This window comes from Acidovorax sp. AC410 (assembly GCF_979253235.1).
This window is the reverse complement of record NZ_CEEDCG010000001.1, coordinates 5,909,746-5,930,087: the sequence shown is the minus strand read 5'-3', so window position 1 is coordinate 5,930,087 and position 20,342 is coordinate 5,909,746. Positions and strand designations below refer to the sequence as shown.

Sequence of the window (20,342 nt, the reverse complement as noted above, 5' to 3'; positions counted from 1 at the left end):
GCGTCCTCGGCGGATGACCGGGGATGGAGCGCCAGGGGCACCGGCCACCCCGGTGCCGTCCGGTAAGCCTTGGGTAAGACGGCCTGGGCAAGCATGGCGGCCTTCTCATTTCCACCAAGGAACCGTTCATGCACGCATCCCCCACCTTTGCCTCCCGTTGCCAGGCAGGGGCCGTTTTACCGGCAGGCCTTGTGGCCGCCCTGGTTACCGCCGCGCTGGCCTGGCCGCTCCAGGCCCAGGCCCAGGGACAGCCGGGGGAGCCCGAAGGCCCGTCGTGGGGCCTGGGCCTGGGTGTGGCGAGCAAGCAGCAGGCCTACCGGGGCATGGACCGGGACACCAAGGCGTTGCCGCTGCTCCAGTTCGAGAACCAGTACGTCAAGGTCTTCGGGCCGGGCCTGGAGGTCAAGCTACCCGGCCTGCGCATCAGCGACACGCAGCGCCTCTCCTTCGGGCTCATCGGCAAGTACGATGGGTCGGGCTACGAGGCCGAGGATTCCCCGTTCCTGGCCGGCATGGAGGAGCGCAAGGGCGGCTTGTGGGCCGGCGGCCAGGTGAAGTGGGAAAATGACCTGGCCAACCTGTCCGCGCGCTGGACGGCCGATGCCTCGGGCCACAGCAAGGGCCAGCAGTTCAGCCTGGGGGTCGAGCGCTCCTTTCGCCTGGGCCCGCAGTTCATGCTGAGCCCGCGCCTGGTGGCCACCTGGCAGGACCGCAAGACCGTGGACTATTACCATGGCGTGCGTGCTGGTGAGGCCCGGGCGGGGCGCGCGGCCTACCAGGGAGAATCGGGCGTGAACACCGAGCTCGCGCTGCGCGGCATGTACCTGCTTGATCGCCAGCACTCGGTGTTCGTGGACGTGGGCGTGACGCGCCTGCACGCGGGCATCAAGAACAGTCCGCTTGTCGACCGTTCCAGCGAGAGCAATGTCTTCCTGGGCTATATGTACCGTTTTCGATGAACCGCATCCTTCTGGTGGAAGACCATGAGCGCCTGGCCGGCCTGATCAGCAAGGGCCTGGCCGCCAGCGGCGTGGCCGTGGACGTGGTGGGCCGCGGCGACGCGGCCTGGACGGCCCTGGCGCAGGTGCCCTACCAGGCGATGGTGCTCGACCGGGGCTTGCCCGATGGCGATGGCCTGGCGCTGCTGCAGCGCATGCGCAAGGCCGGCCTGGGCGTGCCCTGCCTGGTGCTCACCGCGCGCGACGCGCTGCGCGACCGGGTGGAAGGCCTGGAGGCCGGCGCCGACGACTACCTGCCCAAGCCTTTTGCCATGGACGAGATGGTGGCCCGCGTGCGCGCCCTGCTGCGCCGCCCGGTGCAGCACCGCACGCTGGACCCGCAGGCCGGCGACCTGTACCTGCGCCCCGCCGAGGGCACAATGGGCTGCGCCGACGAGTCCGTGACCCTGGCCCCGGCCGAGATGCAGATGATGGTGCTGCTGGTGCGCCGCCACGGCGACACCGTGCGCCGCAGCGCGCTGGAGGCGGCTGGCTGGGGCGTGGGCGAGGCCGTGACGCCGAATGCACTGGACGTGGCGCTGCACCGCATTCGCCGCAAGCTTCTGGCCATCGGCTCGGCGCAGCGCGTTGTCAATGTACGGGGGCTCGGGTATGCGCTTCGCGAAGATGATCCGGCTCAATAGCCTGGGCACCAAGCTCATGCTCGCCTACCTGGCGGGCATGGTGCTGAGCATTGCGCTGCTCGTGGCAGCGGCTGTGGCGTTGCTGCAGGGCACCCTGCTGGCGCGCCTGGACCTGGCCGATGCGGCAGAGGAGATGGCGGGCCGGGTCCTGTTCGACGGCGGGGGGCGGCCTGTGGGCCTGGAGATGGACGACGACGACAATGACGTCGGCAACCTGGCCTGGGTGTTCGACAGCCTGGGGCGCGAGACGGCCTACCGCGTTCTGGACGGAGCGGGCAAGGTGGCCTTGCTGTCGCCTGCCGGTGCGCAGTTCTGGCCCCAAGGGGGTGGCGTGGACCGGTTGGCGCCCGGCGCCTTCGAATTCGAGCGCGAAGGCGTCGTCATGCACGGCATGACCGAGCGCCTGGAGCGGGGCGGTATGACCTGGTACTTCCAGATGGCGGCCAGCAACCGCTTCATGACCCTGCTGCACCGCGTGGCCCTGCCGCTGGTGGCTGCGGGCATCCTGTTGTTCAGCCTGGTGCTGCTGGCCGTCTTCGGGCTCTGTGCCTTCATCACGCTGCGCTACACCTTGAGGCCGCTGCGCATGGTGTCGGAGTCGGCGGCGGCGATCTCGCCGCGCTCCCTGCACGCGCGCCTGAACACCGAGGCCGTGCCGGCGGAGGTCGGGCCGCTGGTGGAGAGCTTCAACCGCGTGCTCGAGCGCGTGGAGCAGGGCTACCGCGTGCAGCAGGAGTTTCTGGCCAATGCCGCGCACGAACTCAAGACCCCGCTGGCGCTGATCCGCGCGCAGATCGAACTGGAGCCCGGCGAGGGCGGCAGCCGCGATGCGCTGCTGGGCGACGTAGCCTACATGTCGCGCCAGGTGCAGCAACTGCTGCTCCTGGCTGAAGCCAGTGAGTTGCACAACTACCAGTTCGGCGTGACCCAGGTGCAGCAGGTCGCGCACGAGGCCGTGGCCTACCTGCAGCGCAGGGCCGAGGCGGCCGGTGTGCGCGTGGCCGTGTCCAGCACCGCCGGCACCGACGTGCGCTGGACAGCCGACCACGGGGCTCTGTTCACCCTGCTCAAGAACCTGCTGGAGAACGCCATCGAGCATGCGCCCGCGGGCAGCACGGTGGACGTGGAGATCTCCGGCCAGGCCATCGCGGTGCGCGACCGGGGCCCCGGCGTGCCGGCTGAGCAGTTGCCCCGGCTGTTCGAGCGCTTTTGGCGTGGCGCGCACCGGCGCGACCTGGGCGCGGGGCTGGGCCTGGCCATCTGCCAGGAGATTGCGCTCGCGCATGGCTGGTTGCTCACGGCCGGGCCGGCCGGGCCGGGGCTGCGGCTGCGCCTGGCGATTGATCAAACGGGTCCATAGCGGCGAGGCCGCGCGAGGAAGCACAGGCCCAGGCCACCCGCCGCCGCGCTGCTGGCCACCTGGGCGGTGAACACCGGAGCGCCGGCAACGCCGGTCAGCAAGCCGAAGAGGAACAGGTGCAGCCCCCAGAGCACGCTGGTGTCGGCGATGTAGCGGCTGAGCGCGCGGCCCGGCGGCTCGCCGTAGCGCAGCAGGTAGCCCCGCTGCATTCCATAGTTGGCGGCCAGCCCGCCGGCAAAGCCCAGGCCGCTGGCCAGCCAGGGGTGTACACCGGCCTGCAGCAGGGCCGCCATGGCCAGCCCGTGCAGCGCGGCGGCGGCCAGCCCGCGGGCCAGCACCTGGGCGGGGATTTTCAGACGCGGGGGTTCCAGAAGGGCGGATGACATGGCGAATTCCTTTCTTGTCAGGCGTGGCTGGTGCTGCCGGCCCAGGGCCGGTGCAGCGGCCAGGCGGCGTACGGGTCCAGGGTGCGGGCCGCCCAGAACTGCGCGCAGCCATAGCCGATCAGCGCGGAGAACAGCACGTCCGAGGGGTAGTGCTCCAGCGTGAGCACCCGGCACGCTGCGGCGGCCAGGGCGAGCGCCAGCGCGGGCCACCGCCAGGCGGGACGGACCTTTGCCAGCACGGCTGCGGCGGCAAACGCCGTGAACGCATGGCTGGAGGGAAACGAGTTGAAAGGGTGGCCCGCGAAGGGCAGGCCGAAGCCATTGAACCCGTGGTCGATCAGCAACTGCGGGCGCGCACGTGCCGCCAGGTGCTTGAGCAGCCAGGTGAGGGTAGCGCCGCTCAGCAGTGTGAGCAGCAGCAGCACGGCGCTTCGAACCCTGCGTTCAGCGCTGGCCGGCGGTACCCGCCTGCGGGCCAGGGACAGGTGCCCATGCAGGTACAGCCCCAGGCCCGCAGCAACCGCCAGCTCGGCGCTGGCCAACTGGCTCAGGGCATCGAAGGCCTGGTCCAGCGCGGGCGTGCTGTGGGCGTGGACCAGGCGCACCAGGGGTGCATCGATCCGTATGGCCAGCAGGAAGGCGATCGCTGCACTGGCGGTCGGGAGGCTGCGGATGGGCGCCATGGTGGATGGGGGCAGATGGGTGGGCATGCGGCGGCCGGGCCCGGTGCGGCAATGGCGCTCCGGGGTTCCGAGGGAGGGGATGGGGGTTGGGTTGCCGGTGTGCCGCCAATAGGCTGCGACCGGCGATCCATGCCGCGTCAGTGCGTTGGGCGTTCGCCTTCTGCCGGGCCTTCGGCAGGGATCGCGCCTTGCGTCTCAGCCTGCGTGCCGGTCGGTGGGGCCGAGCGGTTGCGCCGCTTGAGGTGGGTGTCACGCGCCATGGCGTATTTGTCCAGCGCAGCCTGGTCGAGCAGGCGCGTCATCTCCAGCAGATCGGCGCGCTTGCTCACCATCTTCAGGGCGGTCAAGCTGTTGCGCACGGCGACATCGCTGGCCTGCAGGCTGCCCAGGCTGTTGACGGGCAGCGAGAGCGCGTCGCGCGCATTGGAGGGGCCGAGGATCGGCAGCACCACATACGGCCCCGTGCCTACGCCCCAGGTGTCCAGCGTGAGGCCGAAGTCTTCGGAGCGCTGCGGCATGCCCCAGCCGGTGGCCACGTCGACCACGCCCAGCACCCCGACGGTGGTATTGATGCCGAAGCGCGCGATGGTGGAAGCGCCCTCGCGCGCCCGGCCCTGCAGCAGCAGGTTGGCCGACGACCACGGGGTCTGCAGGTTGGAAAAGAAGTTCGACACCCCCGTCTGCACCACGGGCGGCACCACCTTCTGGTAGGCCGTGGCGGTGGGCTGGAAGACGGCCCGGTCCAGGCCGTCGTTGAGGGAAAAGACCGCGCGGTTGACGGGTTCGATCGGGTCCTGGCTGTGCGCCGTGCTCGCGCACCCCGTCGAGAGGGCTGCGGTGGTCAGCGCAAGCAGGGCGAGCAACGTGCGGCTCGACGGCAGGGGGCGGGACAACAGGTGCGGCATCGCGTGCTCCAGGAGGCGTGGATCGGAAGTTCCGTGGCGGGCCCATCGGCTGCCACGGGACGCGATCCTAATTTCGCCTCTCTTACTGGACACTTAGCGGCGCGCGATCTTTCGTTCGGCCAGCCATTGCGGCTGGCCGGAGGGTGCTCACACCACCTTGAGCTTCAGTCCGGTGAGGCCGTCCACACCGCCCTCGAGCGTATCGCCGCGCACCACGGCGCCCACGCCTTCGGGCGTGCCCGTGTAGATCAGGTCGCCGGGCTGCAGCTCCCAGGCGGCCGACAGGTGCTCGATGGTCTCGGCGATGTTCCAGATCAGTTGGGCCACGGTGCTGCGCTGCTTGTCGGTGCCATTGACCTGCAGCCAGATGCCGGCCTGGGCCACGTCGCCGGCCTGGGCCGCGGGTGTGATCGGGCCGATGGGGGCGCTGGCGTCGAAGCCCTTGCCGATGCACCAGGGGCGGCCCTGCTTCTTCATGTCGTTCTGCAGGTCGCGGCGCGTCATGTCCAGGCCCGTGGCGTAGCCGTAGATGTGCGAGAACGCGTCGGCGGCCTTGATGTCCTTGCCGCCCTTGCCGATGGCCACCACCAGCTCGATCTCGTGGTGCAGGTTGGCGGTGAGGCTGGGGTAGGGCAACTCGCCGGTCTGGCCGGCATCGACGACGACGATGGCGTCGGCCGGCTTCATGAAGAAGAAGGGCGGCTCGCGGCCGGTGAAGCCCATTTCCTTGGCATGCTCTTCGTAGTTGCGGCCCACGCAGTAGATGCGGTGCACGGGAAAGCGGTCGCTGCTGCCCACCACGGGCACGCTGGCCACGGGCGCGGGGGAAAACACATAACTCATGTCTGCCTTTCAAGGGTGTTGGGGAGTCTGCGCCTGCATGTGCGCCCCATGGGGCGGTGCCGCGCAAGGCGAGCCTGTTGCCAGTGTGCCACGCCCGCGCCGCGGTTGCAGGGGGGCGGGGCGCTACACTCGCGCCCATGGCAAAGAGCTTCGATTTCCAAAACACGCCGGGCCACCTGGTGCGCCGCGCGCACCAGCGGACCGTGGCGCTTTTCATGGAAGAGACGGCCGGGTTCGACGTGACCCCGGTGCAGTTTGCCATCCTGCACGAGCTGCTGGCCCAGCCGGGCGAGGACCAGGTGACCCTGGCGTCGCGTGTGGCCTTCGATGCCGCCACCTCGGGCTCGGTCATCGGCCGGCTCGAAAAACGCGGCTGGGTGCGCCGCGAGGCCGATACCCGCGACCGGCGCCGCAAGCTGCTGTGGATCACCCCCGAGGGCGAGACCGCTGCGCTGCAGATGCGCGACGCCGCGCAGCGCGTGCAGGAGCGCCTGATGGGCCCCCTCAATGCTGAGGAGCGCGCCGTCCTGATGACCCTGCTGACCAAGGTCGTCTACCAGCACCAGGACCCCGCAGGCACTTCCGGCGCCTGATTGCTCCCCATGGATGCTTCCCTGCCGGCCGACTGGCTGGTACCCGATTGGCCTGCGCCGCCCGGCGTGCATGCCTTGTGCACCACACGCGCTGGCGGCGTGAGCGCCGCCCCGTATGACCAACTGAACCTGGGCACCCACGTGGGCGACGATTTGGTGGCCGTGCGGGCCAACCGCCAGGTGCTGCAGTCCGTGCTGCAGGCTGCCACGCCGGGCGCCCGGGCCGTCTTCCTGAACCAGGTGCATGGCACCGATGTCGCCGTGATCGACCGCACCACGTCCGATGCCACGGCGGCCGATGCCTGCCTGGCCACGGCGCCCGGCGCCGTCTGCACCATCATGGTGGCCGACTGCCTGCCCGTGCTGTTCACCGACCGCGCGGGCAGCGTGGTGGCCGCTGCCCATGCCGGTTGGCGCGGTCTGGCGGGGGAGCAAGGGCAGGGCGTGCTCGAATCCACGGTGCAGCGACTGGCGGGCGAGGGCGTGCCTGCGAATGGGGTGATCGCCTGGCTCGGGCCCTGCATCGGGCCCACGGCCTTTGAGGTGGGCGCCGAGGTGCGCGCGGCATTCTGCGGCCATGATCCTGCCGCCGAAGGCTGCTTCGCGCCGCAACCCGGCGGCAAGTTCCTGGCCGATCTGGCGGGCCTGGCGCGGCTGCGCCTGGCGGCCCTGGGGCTCACTGCGGTCTACGGCAACGATGGCACGGCACCGTGGTGCACGGTGCGCAATGCCTCACGGTTCTTTTCGCACCGGCGCGACACCGCTGTTCTCGGCGGCAGCGGGCGCTTCGCCGCCTGCATCTGGCGCGGCTGATTCAGTCTGCGCGGCCCGCAATGCCGCCTGCTCGGCATCCCAGGCAGCCTGCTCTGCCTGCTCGCGCTGCTTGATGGCCCGTTTGCGCGAGGGCGTGCCCATGATGTAGACCACGATGCCCATGGGCAGCAGCCCGTACAGCACGAAGGTGACGATGGCACCGAGCACCGTGCCAGTGGTATTGGTGGCTTCGGCGACGGCCATCATGAGGGTGACGTAGAGCCAGGCGATGACGATCAGGTACATTGTCTTTGCGCGATCTGAGTTGTTGACAGCTCTTCACAGGATTGCGGGTTGCCAGCCCTTGCGGGGTGGGCAACAATCAGGTCACCGAGATGCCGGAACACCATGACAGGGATAGGAGACGGGATGAGTTCAGAATCAATCTGGGACCAAAGCGCCCAGCAGTTCCAGCAGATTTTCGGTCAAGGTTGGGCACAGGCCGTCCAATCCTTCCAGAAAATGGACCTGGGCACGCCAGGTGCAGCCACCCCCGCGCCTGTGCAATTGTCGCCTGCCAAGCTGCAGGCCCTGCAGCAGCAGTACCTGGAGGAGGCCAAGGCCTTGTGGGCCCAGGGCCTGCAGGGCACGCCCGAAGTCAAGGACAAGCGCTTTGCCGGCGAAGGCTGGGCCGCCAACCCCGTGGCTGCCTTCTCGGCCGCCGCCTACCTGCTCAACGCCCGCACCCTGATGGGCCTGGCCGACGCGGTCGAGGCCGACGAAAAGACCCGCGCGCGCATCCGCTTCGGCGTGGAGCAGTGGATGGCGGCCATGGCGCCCAGCAACTTCCTGGCCTTCAACGCCGAGGCGCAGAAGAAAGCCATCGAAACCAAGGGCGAAAGCATTGCCAAGGGCATGCAGAACCTGCTGCACGACCTGAAGCAGGGCCATGTCTCGATGACCGACGAGAGCCTGTTCGAGGTGGGCCGCAATGTGGCCACCACCGAAGGCGCCGTGGTGTTCGAGAACGAGCTGTTCCAGCTGCTCGAGTACAAGCCGCTGACCGCCAAGGTCTACGAGCGCCCCTTCCTGCTGGTGCCGCCGTGCATCAACAAGTTCTACATCCTCGACCTGCAGCCCGAGAACTCGCTGATCCGCTATGCGGTGAGCGAGGGCCACCGCACCTTCGTGGTGAGCTGGCGCAACCCCGACGACGCCCTGGCCAGGAAGACCTGGGACAACTACGTCGAAGACGGCGCCATGGCGGCCATCGACGTGGTGCAGAACATCACCGGCGCCGAGCAGATCAACGCCCTGGGCTTCTGCGTAGGCGGCACCATCCTCAGCAATGCGCTGGCCGTGCTGGCCGCGCGCGGCGACGAGCCTGTGGCCAGCGCCACCTTCCTGACCACGCTGATCGACTTCAGCGACACCGGCATCCTCGACGTTTTCATCGACGAGGCCTTCGTCAAGTACCGCGAGATGGAGATGGGCAGTGGCGGCATGATGAAGGGCCAGGATCTAGCCTCGACCTTCAGCTTTCTGCGCCCCAACGACCTGGTGTGGAACTACGTGGTGGGCAACTACCTCAAGGGCGAAACGCCGCCGCCGTTCGACCTGCTCTACTGGAACAGCGACAGCACCAACCTGCCCGGGCCGTTCTACGCCTGGTACCTGCGCAATTTTTACCTCGAGAACAACCTCGTCAAGCCCGGCAAGCTCACCGTCTGCGGCGAGAAGATGGACCTGGGCCAGCTCACGCTGCCCACCTACATCTACGGCTCGCGCGAGGACCACATCGTGCCCGCCACGGCGGCCTATGCCTCGACCCAGGTGCTGCCCGGCAAGAAGCGCTTCGTGATGGGGGCCTCGGGCCACATCGCGGGCGTCATCAACCCGCCCGCCAAGGGCAAGCGCAGCCACTGGATCCGCGCCGACGGCAAGTTCCCCGCCACGCTCGATGGGTGGCTGGGCGGCGCCACCGAGCACCCCGGCAGCTGGTGGACCGACTGGTCCGGCTGGCTCAAGGGCCATGCCGGCAAGCAGATCGCCGCGCCCAAGGGCTATGGCAAGGCCCCCAAATTCAAGGCCATCGAGCCGGCCCCCGGCCGCTATGTGAAGCAAAAAGCCTGAGCCCGCAGACCTGAGAGAATTCACCGCAAGATCCGAAAGCACAGGGCCTGTTGTTCCGCCGATGGGCCCGTATCCACCCCCAGAAAGAAGGACATTCCATGGAAGACATCGTCATCGTTTCGGCCACCCGCACCGCGGTGGGCAAGTTTGGCGGCGCACTGGCAAAGGTGCCGGCGACCGAGTTGGGCTCGATCGTGATCCGCGAAGCCCTCACGCGCGCAGGGCTTGCTGCCGGCCAGGTGGGTGAAGTCATCATGGGCCAGGTGCTGGCGGCCGGCGTGGGCCAGAACCCCGCGCGCCAGGCCTCGATGAAGGCCGGTGTGGCGCAGGAGACGCCGGCGCTCACCATCAACGCCGTCTGCGGCTCCGGCCTCAAGGCCGTGATGCTGGCGGCCCAGGCCGTGGCCTGGGGCGACAGCGAGATCGTGGTGGCCGGCGGCCAGGAAAGCATGAGCCTGGCACCCCATGTGCTGCCCGGTTCGCGCGACGGCCAGCGCATGGGCGACTGGAAGCTCGTGGACACCATGATCGTGGACGGCCTGTGGGACGTGTACAACCAGTACCACATGGGCATCACGGCCGAGAACGTGGCCAAGCAGTACGGCATCACCCGCGAGCAGCAGGACGCCCTGGCCCTGAACAGCCAGCTCAAGGCCGCCGCCGCGCAGGACGCCGGCAAGTTCGCCTACGAGATCGTGGATGTGGCCCTGGCGCAGAAGAAGGGCGATCCGATCTTCTTCAACACCGACGAGTACCTCAACCGCAAGACCAACGCCGAGGCCCTGGCCGGCCTGCGCCCCGCCTTCGACAAGGCCGGCAGCGTGACGGCAGGCAATGCCTCGGGCCTGAACGACGGCGCCGCCGCCGTGGTGGTCATGAGCGCCAAGAAGGCCGCCGCCCTGGGCCTCAAGCCCCTGGCGCGCATCGCCTCCTTCGGCACCACCGGCCTGGACCCCGCCACCATGGGCATGGGCCCGGTGTCGGCCACACGCAAGGCCCTGCAGCGCGCCGGCTGGAACGCCGCCGACGTGGACCTGTTCGAGCTCAACGAAGCTTTCGCTGCCCAGGCCTGCGCCGTGAACAAGGAGCTGGAGATCGATCCGGCCAAGGTCAACGTCAACGGTGGCGCCATCGCCATCGGCCACCCCATCGGTGCATCGGGCTGCCGCATCCTGGTGACCCTGCTGCACGAAATGCAGCGCCGCGACGCCAAGAAGGGCGTGGCCGCGCTGTGCATTGGCGGCGGCATGGGCGTGTCCCTGGCCTTGGAACGCTGATCCTCCCCGGCGCAGCACCCTGCGGCGCTGCAGCCCGCCAAAGCCCACCACCCGGTGGGCTTTTTTCATGGCCCGGGCTCGCTCAGCCGGTAAAGCCCGCCAGGTTCAGTGTGTGCGAGTGCCCCAGCCAGAGTGCGCAATCGCGGTGGTCGCGCAGGCCGTCACCGGTGTTGGGGTGGGCGAACACGTCCAGCGTGCCGTGGTTGAGCGCCAGCCAGCCCACCACGTGGGGGAAGTCGGCCGGGCCGAAGGCGAGCTGGTAGCTCCACATCGGGTGGGGCCCCACGGGGCGCTCGTGGAAGCGGCCGATCTCCACCCGGCCCGCCAGTTCGCGCGCGATGGTCTCGCGCAGTGCCCAGGCCGCGTCGCGGCTCTCGGCGTCGAAGTAGACATGGGCGTGCCAGTCGCGGATCAGGACGGGGTCGAGCAGGGGCATGGGCATGGGCGGCATGTTACGGCCTGGTCGGCCGCCGTGCAGGGCTGGCCTGCCCAAGCCCCCACGGCCCAGGGCGCTGGCGGCAGTGTCGGGTTTGCGCATCATCCAGGGGCGCCGCACAGTTCCTGCGGCCCGCAGCCCTTGGCACGCAGTGGAGTGCGCGCTACATTGGTCGATTCGGCCGCTCCCGCGCGGCCCCTTCCTGCACAGGGGCATCGACACCATGGCATTGACCCGATTCACCGCATCGCTGTTGCTGCTGGGATCCACCCTGGCATGGGCCGCACAGGCGAGCCCGACCGATGAATGCCGCGTGGGTGCCCGGTATACCGCCGCGCAGGCCGAGATCGATGCTGCGCTCAAGACCGTGGGCGATGGGCCGCTGCGCAACCGGGCGCGCCTGGAATCCCAGCTCAAGGCCAGTGGGGCCACGCGCGGCTGGTCGCAGGAGCAGCAGGCCGAGATGCTGCGCAAGGCCTACAGCTCCGAGGGCTACTGGGAGCTTGAGAAGTCCAAGCAGCCGCATGTGTCCACACTCATGCAGGCCGTGACAGCGAGTTCCGGCCCGGACCCTCGGGTCTCCAAATGCACAGCCGCCAGGCAGGTGAAGGCCAGCGCCTGGGCCGTGGCCGACATCCACAGCCGCCAGTACGCCTATGTGGCGCGCGAAGTGGGGATCAGCCAGGGCATGCAGGCCAAGGCGCGCTGAGCCTCGGTCGCGCGGCAGGCAGGCCGCCGCCCGGGAGCAAGAGGACCCATCGCATGGCACAGGCAAGCATCCGCATACAGGAGACCGCGCAGGCGGTGATTCCATGCCCCTGCGGCTGCGCCGCCCTGCGCGAGCAGTACGACGGCGTGGTCCACTTTGCGCAGGGTGGCGGCTATTTCCGCGTGCTGCTGATGCACGGGCCGGGAGGGGAGCCCTGCATCTGGCTGTCCATCACCACGCGCGGGCCGGCGGACGACCCGCAGGACTGGTTGGTCACCCTGCATGGCGATGCCGAGGGCGCACGCATCGAGGACCCTGAAGCATCGCCCATTGCATTGCCCGTGTCGTACCTGGGCCGGCGGCTCCGACGCGAGGAGCTGCTGTCCATCGAGGGCGCGCCGGCGCTGTATTTCGCCTGCTTCGATGCGCTGCTGGAGCAGCATTCACGCATGCGCGACTTCCTGCGCGAGTAGTCCCCTCCAAGGCCGGTCATTTCGCCAGCCGGCGCCAGCCGATCACCACCCCCGTGACCGACACGGCCAGGCCCGCGAGCGACAGCACCCAGATCGCCAGGTACCACGCTGGCGTCTTGAGGAACAGCGGAAAATCCAGGCTGTGCAGCCCGTTGAAGAGCCAACGGCGCAGCCGGCTGTCCGAAGTGCTGGTGGACAGCAACTGCCCTGTGGCAGCGTCCACATGCAGCCAGGTGGCCGCGTCGTCGTGCAGCACGATGCGCCACACCGGCAGCACAGGCGGCACATGGCGCGCATACCAGTAGCGGTCGGGCTCGGTCAGCAGCGCCGGGGTGTCTGCGGCGATGCCTGGGTAGCTCGCCGCAGTGGCCCTCGCCAGGTCCTCGGACAGGACCGCCACGGCCAGGCCGGTGGCTGCATCCACGCTGCGGCGCGCGCCGGCGGCGTCCAACACCACCCACACCGGGCGGCCGGCATACCAGGCGGCCTCTACCGCCTTGGCGGGCGATGGGCCGCTGGCCAGCGTGCGCAGGCTTGGCAGCCCGTGCGTGAACTCCGGCCCGGCCTGTCCGAACTTCGCCGCCGCGTTGCCCGGCGTACTGTGCGACAGCCAGCGGTTGGGACCCATCGAGAACCAGCCGCTGAACACCCAGGTCAGGATGGCGATGCCGCCGATGAGGCCCAGCACGTGGTGCCAGGCCAGAAAGCCGCGGTAGGGCGTGGGCGAGTCGCCGCGGTAGCGGCGGCGCAGGCGCACGCGCAGCACGCCCACGATGAGCCCGGTGCCGGCCGACACCATCGCCAGGCCCGAGGTCCAGAGCACTAGTTGCCGCCAGAAGTCTGCATGCCGGCGGATGGGCGCATAGGTGTAGTAGTGCAGCAGCGTACCGAACAGTGTCCAGCGGCGCTCGAAGGCGCTGGTGTCGCGCACCACTTCGCCGGTCTTTTGCGACACGTAGAGTTCGGTGCCGGCTTCGTCATCGATGGCGACGCGGTGCAGCGGCCGCGCCTTGTCGAAGCTGTTGGCGTTGGGCAGGGTCCACTGGTCGTCGACACCTGTTTCCAGGTAGCGGGTCGTTGCTGAGCGGGCGAAGCCGCGCGCGATGGCCTCGGCGCGCTCGGGCGTGATTGCGCCCTGCTGCGTGGCCGATGCAGACACCACATGGTGGTTGCCCTTGGCGTCGATGGCGCGCCAGACCGGCACATCCAGGCTCTGCTCCAGCACCAGCTTGCGGGGAGCGTTCACCCCGATCTTGGCCAGGGCCTCAGCCGGTGCCACTTGCACCTGCGCCAATTCCAGGGGCGAGAGACCATCAATCCGCTCCTGCGGCGTGAGCGCCGGAAAGCGCACATGCAGCATCACCAGCCCCGACACGAACCACAGCACGAACAGGATGCAGCCGGCAATGCCCAGCCAGCGGTGGGTGAAGTACAGCGCCCGCCGCAGCGGGCGCCACAGGGCGTGCAGCGCGGGGCTCACGCTGCGCAATCAGAAGCGCACATGGGCCGACAGCTCTGCCGAGCGCGGGCGGCCGAGGATCCACTGGTTGTTGCCGCTGTACAGCGTCTGCGCGTAGATGCGGTCCGTGAGGTTGTAGACATGCAGCGCCAGCACCGTGCCCGGGCGCACGGCCCAGCGCAGGCTGGCGTCGGCCACGGTGAAAGATGCCGCGCTGCTGCTGTTGGCGTTGTCCACCTTGCGTGCGCCCACGTAGCGCAGGCCCAGGCCGGCTTCCCAGGCGGGCTGGAAGGCCCAGGTCACCCAGGCATTGGCTGTGCGCTCGGGCACGCCCGGCGGGGTGTTGCCGTTGCGCGAGACCACGCGGCCGCTGACGACCTCGTTGAAGTCGTCGAATTTGGCATCCAGTACCGCGGCATTGAGGTCCAGGCGCACGGTGGACACCGGCGCATAGCTGACCGATGCCTCGATGCCGCGCGAGGACTGGGCCCCCACCTGCTGGAAGAGGTTGGGATCCACCGCGTCGCGGATCAGGAGCTTCTTCTTCTCGATCCAGTAGGCGGCCAGCGTGAACTCGCCCTTGCGGTCATCGAACAGCTGTTTCCAGCCGATTTCGGCCTGCCCGCCCGTGGCCAGGTCGAACTGGCTCTGTTGCGCCGAGGTGTTGACCACGCCGCCCAGCGGGTCGGCCGCCGTGGAGTACTGCGCGTAGACGGACGTGACCGGCGTGACGGCATAGACCGCGCCAATGCGGCCTGACAGGTGGTTGAATCCCTTGTTCACATCGGGGTCGATGCGTTTGGAATCCTGCTTGCCGTAGGAGATCGAATCCCAGCGCAGGCCCGTGACCAAGGACAGCTGTTGGGTCAGCTGCAACTGGTCTTCGACGAACAGCGAGCGCGTATCGGTCTGCGCCTTGAACAGCTCACCGATGGTCACGCCCGTGGTCGGGAAGTTGCCGGGCACGAACTGGTAGGGGTCGAGCGACTGCGCGGCTGCGCCGTCGCCCCGCGTCTTGGCGTATTCGAGCCGGTTCACGTCGAAGCCCACCGTGAGGGTGTTGGGCAGGCCGGCAATGGGCTGCTTGAGCGTGGCGTCGAAGCGGTTGCCCACCTGGTCCAGGGTGTAATCGATGCCGATGAAGCTCGAACGCGTGATGCGTCGCGTGGCGGGCACGTAGGCATAGCCCTCGGCATTGTTCCAGTGGCGGTCCGATGCGATGCGGTACAGCGAGTTGCGCAGGGTGAGGGCAGACGATGGCGTCCACTCCGTGTCCAGGCGCGTCCACTGGTCGCGGAACTTCAGGTACGCATCCGCCACGTTGAAGTTGGCCTTGCGCATCGCCGGGTCGATCTTGCCATTGACCAGGGGGATGCCGAAGTAGGGCGACGGCTCCTGGTGGCCGTAGTCGTGCGACAGCGTCAAGCGCAGGTCGGGCGTGGCATCGAAGCGCAGGGCGCCGGCCGCCACCAGCGACTTGGAGTCGCCGCGCTCCACATGGCCGTCCGAGCGGTTGTGCGACAGGTCTACGCGGTACGACCACTGCTCGTTGATGGCGCCGCCGCTGCCGAACGCGGTGCGCGCCGTGTTCTGCGAGCCGTAGGCCAGGCGCACTTCGTTGGAAATGGCACCGCGCGTGGGCTTCTTGGGCACGGTGTTGATGGCGCCGCCGATGGCGCCTTCGCCATACAGGATGGAGGCGGGGCCGCGCAGCACCTCCACACGCTCGGCCTGCCAGGGGTCGAACGGGAAGGTCACCGTGCCACCCGACACGTACTGGCGCGTGCCGTCGTACAGGCGCATCACCGAAGTATTGCCGGCAAAGCCGCGCGCCACCAGGGCGCCACCGGCGGCCGAGGCCGTCTGCGTGATGCCGGTGGCGCGCGAGGCGGCGTCGGCGATGGACTGGTCACCGCGCTGGCGGATGGTCTCGCCCTCCAGCACCTCGATCGAGGCAGGCGTTTCCAGCGCCGTGAGGCCCAGCCGGCTGCCGGTGCTGGTGGGCGTGGTCAGCGCCTGGGGTGTGTCGATGAAGGCACCGGACTGCACGGTGACCGGTGCCAGGGTGGCGGTTTGGGCCTGTGCGCCCGTGGCAGCAGCCAGTGTGAGAACGGCACCGTAGAGGCACGAGACATGGAAGCGCGCGGGTGCATGCCCTGTTGAGGGGCGGCAAAAGTGGGGATTCATGGGGCAACGGATACAGGGGCGTCCTCCCCGGCATCCCCGCCGGGTCTGGACTGAACGGTTTGCAGCACGCCATGGGCATGCTTGCAAGCCACTTCGTTGGCCGGTATCCGGGCTGGGTGGAAAAAGCGCCCCTTGCCTTCCCAGACGTGGTACGTCCAGTGGCTTCAAGAGGGATGCCGAGCCGCAGGGCTCTTCCACCGACCGTTGCGGGGGCAGCGCAGGTCAGACTTGTTGCCAAGCCCTCCTGCTTCCCGTTGAACTGCATTCCAGAAAAGGACTGCGAGCACCAACAGGGCGCGATTGTATGTGTTTGTTAAAAATCGCTGGGTTCAGGGCGCCGCAAGCCGTTGCAACAACTCGGTGGTCGGGTAGCCATCGGCCACCGCACCCAGGCTCTGCTGGTACTGGCGCAGCCCGGCGCGCGTGGCCGGGCCCATCACCCCATCGGGCGTGCCGGCGTTGAAGCCGCGCTGGTTGAGCAGGGTCTGCATCTGCTGCATCTGGCTGCGCGACAGCGACGCGAGCTCGCGTGGCCAGGCGGTGGCCACGCCGCTGCCGCCGTCGATCTGGCGCGCCAGCATGCCCACGGCCAGCGCATAGCTCACCGAGTTGTTGTAGCGCAGGATGGCGCGGAAGTTCGGCCCCACGAGAAAGGCCGGGCCGCGCGCGCCGGCCGGCGTGGCGATGGAGGCGGCGTCCAGCGCGGGCAGCGGCTGCCCGTCAACGGTCTGCACGCCTTCGGCCGCCCACTGGGCCGCCGTCTGGCGCACCGTCTGCTCGGCGCGCGCGTAGTCAAAGCCCGGCGGCAGCCGCACCTCCACGCCCCAGGGCTGGCCGGCCTGCCAGCCCATGCGCGCGAGGAAGTTGGCGGTGGAGGCTGCCACATCCGGGATGCTGCCCCAGATATCGCGGTGGCCATCGCCGTCGGCATCGACCGCATAGGCCAAAAAGACCGAGGGCAGGAACTGCGTGTTGCCCATGGCGCCGGCCCAGGAGCCCACCATGCGTTCGTCGCTGATGTCACCCTGGTCCAGGATGCGCAGGGCCGCCAGCAGCTCGCTGCGTGCCCAGGCGGCGCGGCGGCCCTCGAAACCCAGGGTGGCCAGCGCATCGACGGCGCGGAAGGTGCCGAAGTTGCTGCCGTAGTTGCTCTCCATGCCCCAGATGGCGGTGATGATGGAGGAGGGCACGCCATAGCGTGTGGCCGCGGCGTCGATGGCGGCCTGGTGCTCGACCCGCTTCGCCTGACCCTGGGCGATGCGCTGGGCCGACACGGCGCTGTCCAGGTAGGCCCAGGGCGTGCGGTTGAATTCGGGCTGGGCGCGGTCGAGCTCGATCACGCGCGGCTGCAGCGTGGCATGGGCCAGCACCTGCTGCACGGTGGCCGGTCGAATGCCGGCGGCCAGGGCCTCGCGCGAGAAGCCGGCGATCCAGGCGGCAAAGCCGGCCTGCTCGGTATCCTGCGGCGCGGGGCTGGTGACGGGGGCGGGTGCCACCGGCGCAACGGGCGGCCGTGGTGCCGGCACCGCTGCCGGCGCGGTGGGAGCGGGTGGTGTGGCGCAGCCTGACAGGGCGCAGGCCAGGGCCAAGGCAGTCAGGGCGGGGTGGGGTGCAACCTGCAAAAAGCGGCGGGCAAAATGGGGGGCAAGCGAAATGGGCATTCCCCATTGTCCCGTGCCCGGCATACTTGCGGGTTCCGGTGTTTCTGACCGTAGCAATTTCATTCCATGCATACCTTCCTCTGGCACGACTACGAAACCTTCGGCGCCAACACGCGGCGCGACCGGCCCGCGCAGTTCGCCGCCATCCGCACCGATGCCGACCTCAACGAGATCGGCGAGCCGCTGAACATCTTCTGCCAGCCGGCCAACGACTACCTGCCCGACCCGGTCTCGTGCCTCATCACCGGCATCACCCCCCAGCAGTGCCTGGAGCAAGGCATGCCCGAGCACGCCTTCGCGGCCCGCATCGAAGCCGAACTGGCCCGTCCCGGCACCATCGGCGTGGGCTACAACACCATCCGCTTCGACGACGAGATCACGCGCTTCATGTTCTGGCGCAACCTGATCGACCCCTATGCGCGCGAGTGGCAGAACCAGTGCGGCCGCTGGGATCTGCTGGACGTGGTGCGCATGACCTATGCGCTGCGCCCCGACGGCATCACCTGGCCGAAGAAGGAAGACGGCGCGCCGAGTTTCAAGCTCGAACACCTCTCCAAGGCCAACGGCCTGCTGCACGAGGCCGCACACGATGCCCTGTCGGACGTGCGCGCCACCATTGCCCTGGCGCGCCTCATCCGCCAGCACAACACCAAGCTGTTCGACTTTGCGCTCAGCCTGCACAAGAAGGACCGCGTGGCGGCCGAGCTGCGCCTGCCGGCCACGGCCATCACGGCCAAGCCGTTTTTGCACGTCTCGGGCATGTTCCCGGTGGAGCGTGGCTGCCTGGCCGTGATGTGGCCGCTGGCCAGCCACCCGACCAACAAGAACGAGCTGATCGCCTGGGACCTGGCGCACGACCCCACGCCGCTGGCCAGCATGGGCGTGGAGGAGATCCGCCTGCGCATGTTCTCGCGCGCGGCCGACCTGCCCGAGGGCGTCACGCGCCTGCCCATCAAGACCATCCACCTGAACAAGTCGCCCATGGTGGTGGGCAATGTGAACACCCTCACGGCCGAGCGTGCCCGGCACTGGAACATGGACCTGCCCCAGGCCGCCCAGCATGCCGAGATCGCGCGCGTGCTGCCCGACATGAGCGGCATCTGGCCCCAGGTGTTCGCGCGCCCCGAAGAGCCCACGCCCGACGTGGACCAGGACCTGTACGGCGGCTTCGTGGGCAATGGCGACCGGCGCCAGCTCAACGACATGCGCGCCATGGGCGGCGAGAAGCTGGCGCGCACCCGCCCCTCGTTCGACGACCCGCGCTTGAAGGAACTGCTGTGGCGCTACCGTGCGCGCAACTTCCCCGCCACGCTGTCGCCCGAAGAGCAGGAGCGCTGGGAGGCGCACCGCGCCGCCTGCCTGTTCGACGGCGCTGGCGGCGCCCGCACTGTGGAGCAGCTGTTCACCGAGATCGACAAGCTGTCAGAGACCGCTGATGACGACCGCACCCAGGACATCCTCGGCGCCCTGTACGATTACGCCGAGCACATAGCGCCCGAGCGTTGAGCATTTTACTTTTCCCAGGCCTGCAGAGCAGGCCCGCATCCCCATGAGCAGCAACGACCAGCCCACCCGCCAGTTCACCACCCAGATCGTGCATGCCGACCGCCTGGCCGGCACCGAGTACGGTGCGGTGCACCAACCCATCCACACGTCGGTGCAATACGGCTACGAGAAGGTGGAAGACCTGATAGGGGTGTTCCAGGGCACGATCAAGGGCGGGTTCAACTACGCCCGCCAGGGCACGCCCACCACGGCGGCGCTCGAAGCCAAGGTCACGCAGATGGAGCGCGGCCAGGGCTCCATCGTGTTTGCCACCGGCATGGCGGCCGTCTGCGCGGTGTTCCTCACCTTGCTCAAGGCGGGCGACCACCTGCTGGCCAGCAAGTTCGTCTTCGGCAACACCAACAGCGTGTTCGGCACCCTGGCCGACCTGGGCGTGGAGGTGACCACCGTGGACGTGACCGATGCGGCCCAGGTCGCGGCTGCCGTGCGCCCCAACACGCGCATGGTCTTCGTGGAAACCATTGCCAACCCCGGCACGCAGGTCCCCGACCTCGAAGCCATCGGCACGCTGTGCAAGGAGCGCGGCCTGCTCTACGTGGTGGACAACACCGTGGCATCGCCCTACCTGTTTCGCCCCGTCACGGTGGGGGCAGGCCTGGTGATCAACTCGCTGACCAAGAGCATCGGCGGCCTGGGCGATGCCCTGGGCGGCGCGGTCACCGACACCGGGTTGTTCGACTGGAGCCGCTACCCCAACATCTTCGCCCCCTACCGCAAGGGCGACGCCAAGGGCTGGGGCCTGCAGCAGGTGCGCAAGAAGGGCCTGCGCGACATGGGCGGCATGCTTTCGTCCCAGGCCGCGCACCAACTGGCGCTGGGCGCCGAGACCCTGGCCCTGCGCATGGACCGCACCAGCGCCACCGCCCTGGCCCTGGCCCAGTGGCTGGAGCAGCACCCGGCCATCGCCCGCGTGCACTACCCGATGCTCGAATCGCACCCGCAGCATGCGATCGCGCGCAAGCACTTCAAGGCCGGCTCGTGGCTGCTGGCCTTCGAGTTGCGCGATGCCGACCAATGCCTGTCTTTTTGCAACCGCTTGCAGCTGCCGATCAAGGCCACGGGCCTGGCCGATACACGCACGCTGATCATCCCCGTGGCGCACACCATCTTCTGGGAGGCGGGCCCCGCCGTGCGCGCCAACATGGGCATTGGCGACGGCATGATCCGCCTGTCCGTGGGGCTGGAGGAGATCGAAGACCTGCTGGCGGACTTCGAACAGGCATTGGCCTGAAAACCCTGGTGCCGGCTGGCGCGTGCAAGCTGGCGCCAAGGTAGG

General features: G+C 68.9%; 20 protein-coding genes and 1 riboswitch. Of the genes, 11 read left to right on the top strand and 9 right to left on the bottom strand.

Going from position 1 to position 20,342, the window contains the following annotated elements:
- Window positions 1-128 precede the first annotated feature (128 nt).
- The 3 genes from AC0IZS_RS27545 to AC0IZS_RS27535 are packed head-to-tail and all read left to right on the top strand — an operon-like array spanning window position 129 to window position 3,002.
- Window positions 129-959 (top strand): MipA/OmpV family protein, encoded by an 831-nt coding sequence (locus AC0IZS_RS27545; protein WP_471638593.1) that lies wholly within the window; start codon window positions 129-131, stop codon window positions 957-959.
- Window positions 956-1,642 carry a response regulator transcription factor gene (locus tag AC0IZS_RS27540; protein WP_471638592.1) on the top strand — a complete coding sequence of 229 codons (687 nt, stop codon included), beginning with the start codon at window positions 956-958 and terminating at the stop codon, window positions 1,640-1,642. The genes AC0IZS_RS27545 and AC0IZS_RS27540 overlap by 4 nt, the downstream gene beginning before the upstream one ends.
- A complete protein-coding gene (locus AC0IZS_RS27535) occupies window positions 1,611-3,002 on the top strand; it encodes a sensor histidine kinase (RefSeq protein WP_471638591.1) in 1,392 nt (463 codons plus the stop codon). Before AC0IZS_RS27540 ends, AC0IZS_RS27535 begins: the two co-directional genes overlap by 32 nt.
- Here the strand turns inward: AC0IZS_RS27535 and AC0IZS_RS27530 are convergent.
- From AC0IZS_RS27530 to AC0IZS_RS27515, 4 genes are all read right to left on the bottom strand, one after another.
- The gene (locus AC0IZS_RS27530) at window positions 2,987-3,388 is read right to left on the bottom strand and encodes a hypothetical protein (RefSeq protein WP_471638590.1); all 402 of its coding nucleotides are present in this window, start codon (window positions 3,386-3,388) and stop codon (window positions 2,987-2,989) included. The two genes, AC0IZS_RS27535 and AC0IZS_RS27530, sit on opposite strands and share 16 nt — an antisense overlap.
- 17 nt (window positions 3,389-3,405) lie before the next feature.
- Window positions 3,406-4,098: a phosphatase PAP2 family protein gene (locus AC0IZS_RS27525; protein WP_471638589.1), complete on the bottom strand. Its 693-nt coding sequence runs from the start codon at window positions 4,096-4,098 to the stop codon at window positions 3,406-3,408.
- Between the two features lie 110 nt (window positions 4,099-4,208).
- Entirely contained in the window at window positions 4,209-4,976 is a 768-nt protein-coding gene (locus AC0IZS_RS27520; RefSeq protein ID WP_471638588.1) for an MlaA family lipoprotein, read from the bottom strand.
- A gap of 147 nt (window positions 4,977-5,123) precedes the next feature.
- Window positions 5,124-5,819 carry a fumarylacetoacetate hydrolase family protein gene (locus AC0IZS_RS27515; RefSeq protein ID WP_471638587.1) on the bottom strand — a complete coding sequence of 232 codons (696 nt, stop codon included), beginning with the start codon at window positions 5,817-5,819 and terminating at the stop codon, window positions 5,124-5,126.
- A gap of 137 nt (window positions 5,820-5,956) precedes the next feature.
- On the opposite strand from AC0IZS_RS27515, the gene AC0IZS_RS27510 reads away from it, so the two are divergent.
- Both AC0IZS_RS27510 and pgeF read left to right on the top strand, forming a co-directional pair.
- Window positions 5,957-6,412: a MarR family winged helix-turn-helix transcriptional regulator gene (locus tag AC0IZS_RS27510; protein WP_057203224.1), complete on the top strand. Its 456-nt coding sequence runs from the start codon at window positions 5,957-5,959 to the stop codon at window positions 6,410-6,412.
- A 9-nt stretch (window positions 6,413-6,421) separates the two neighbouring features.
- Window positions 6,422-7,225, top strand: coding sequence for a peptidoglycan editing factor PgeF (pgeF, locus tag AC0IZS_RS27505; RefSeq protein ID WP_471638586.1), 804 nt, complete (start codon window positions 6,422-6,424; stop codon window positions 7,223-7,225).
- Here pgeF and AC0IZS_RS27500 read toward each other — a convergent pair.
- A complete protein-coding gene (locus AC0IZS_RS27500) occupies window positions 7,145-7,471 on the bottom strand; it encodes a hypothetical protein (protein WP_322592170.1) in 327 nt (108 codons plus the stop codon). The genes pgeF and AC0IZS_RS27500 overlap by 81 nt on opposite strands.
- A 123-nt stretch (window positions 7,472-7,594) precedes the next feature.
- Here AC0IZS_RS27500 and AC0IZS_RS27495 point away from each other — a divergent pair, with 123 nt between their 5' ends.
- Both AC0IZS_RS27495 and AC0IZS_RS27490 read left to right on the top strand, forming a co-directional pair.
- On the top strand, window positions 7,595-9,298 hold the full coding sequence (locus AC0IZS_RS27495) for a PHA/PHB synthase family protein (protein WP_471638585.1): 1,704 nt from the start codon (window positions 7,595-7,597) through the stop codon (window positions 9,296-9,298).
- Window positions 9,299-9,396: 98 nt separating this feature from the next.
- On the top strand, window positions 9,397-10,575 hold the full coding sequence (locus tag AC0IZS_RS27490) for an acetyl-CoA C-acetyltransferase (protein WP_322592172.1): 1,179 nt from the start codon (window positions 9,397-9,399) through the stop codon (window positions 10,573-10,575).
- Window positions 10,576-10,657: 82 nt separating this feature from the next.
- Here AC0IZS_RS27490 and AC0IZS_RS27485 read toward each other — a convergent pair whose 3' ends face one another.
- Window positions 10,658-11,011 (bottom strand): DOPA 4,5-dioxygenase family protein, encoded by a 354-nt coding sequence (locus AC0IZS_RS27485; RefSeq protein ID WP_471639582.1) that lies wholly within the window; start codon window positions 11,009-11,011, stop codon window positions 10,658-10,660.
- A 223-nt stretch (window positions 11,012-11,234) separates the two neighbouring features.
- Here AC0IZS_RS27485 and AC0IZS_RS27480 point away from each other — a divergent pair, with 223 nt between their 5' ends.
- Together AC0IZS_RS27480 and AC0IZS_RS27475 are read left to right on the top strand one after the other, a co-directional pair.
- A complete protein-coding gene (locus tag AC0IZS_RS27480; protein WP_471638584.1) occupies window positions 11,235-11,720 on the top strand; it encodes a hypothetical protein in 486 nt (161 codons plus the stop codon).
- Between the two features lie 53 nt (window positions 11,721-11,773).
- Window positions 11,774-12,193, top strand: a complete 420-nt coding sequence (locus AC0IZS_RS27475) for a hypothetical protein (protein WP_471638583.1) — start codon at window positions 11,774-11,776, stop codon at window positions 12,191-12,193.
- 16 nt (window positions 12,194-12,209) lie between these two features.
- On the opposite strand, the gene AC0IZS_RS27470 is transcribed toward AC0IZS_RS27475, so the two are convergent.
- From AC0IZS_RS27470 to AC0IZS_RS27460, 3 genes are all read right to left on the bottom strand, one after another.
- Entirely contained in the window at window positions 12,210-13,673 is a 1,464-nt protein-coding gene (locus AC0IZS_RS27470; protein WP_471638582.1) for a PepSY domain-containing protein, read from the bottom strand.
- A gap of 9 nt (window positions 13,674-13,682) precedes the next feature.
- A complete protein-coding gene (locus AC0IZS_RS27465; protein WP_471638581.1) occupies window positions 13,683-15,839 on the bottom strand; it encodes a TonB-dependent receptor in 2,157 nt (718 codons plus the stop codon).
- 81 nt (window positions 15,840-15,920) lie between these two features.
- Window positions 15,921-16,145: riboswitch (cobalamin riboswitch) on the bottom strand.
- 23 nt (window positions 16,146-16,168) lie between these two features.
- Complete coding sequence (locus AC0IZS_RS27460; protein WP_471638580.1) at window positions 16,169-17,500, bottom strand: lytic murein transglycosylase; 1,332 nt, start codon at window positions 17,498-17,500, stop codon at window positions 16,169-16,171.
- A 66-nt stretch (window positions 17,501-17,566) separates the two neighbouring features.
- Between AC0IZS_RS27460 and sbcB the strand changes: the two genes are divergently transcribed.
- The gene (sbcB, locus tag AC0IZS_RS27455) at window positions 17,567-19,006 is read left to right on the top strand and encodes an exodeoxyribonuclease I (protein ID WP_471638579.1); all 1,440 of its coding nucleotides are present in this window, start codon (window positions 17,567-17,569) and stop codon (window positions 19,004-19,006) included.
- Window positions 19,007-19,049: 43 nt separating this feature from the next.
- Window positions 19,050-20,297, top strand: coding sequence for a cystathionine gamma-synthase family protein (locus tag AC0IZS_RS27450; protein ID WP_471638578.1), 1,248 nt, complete (start codon window positions 19,050-19,052; stop codon window positions 20,295-20,297).
- The last annotated feature ends 45 nt before the right edge of the window (window positions 20,298-20,342 follow it).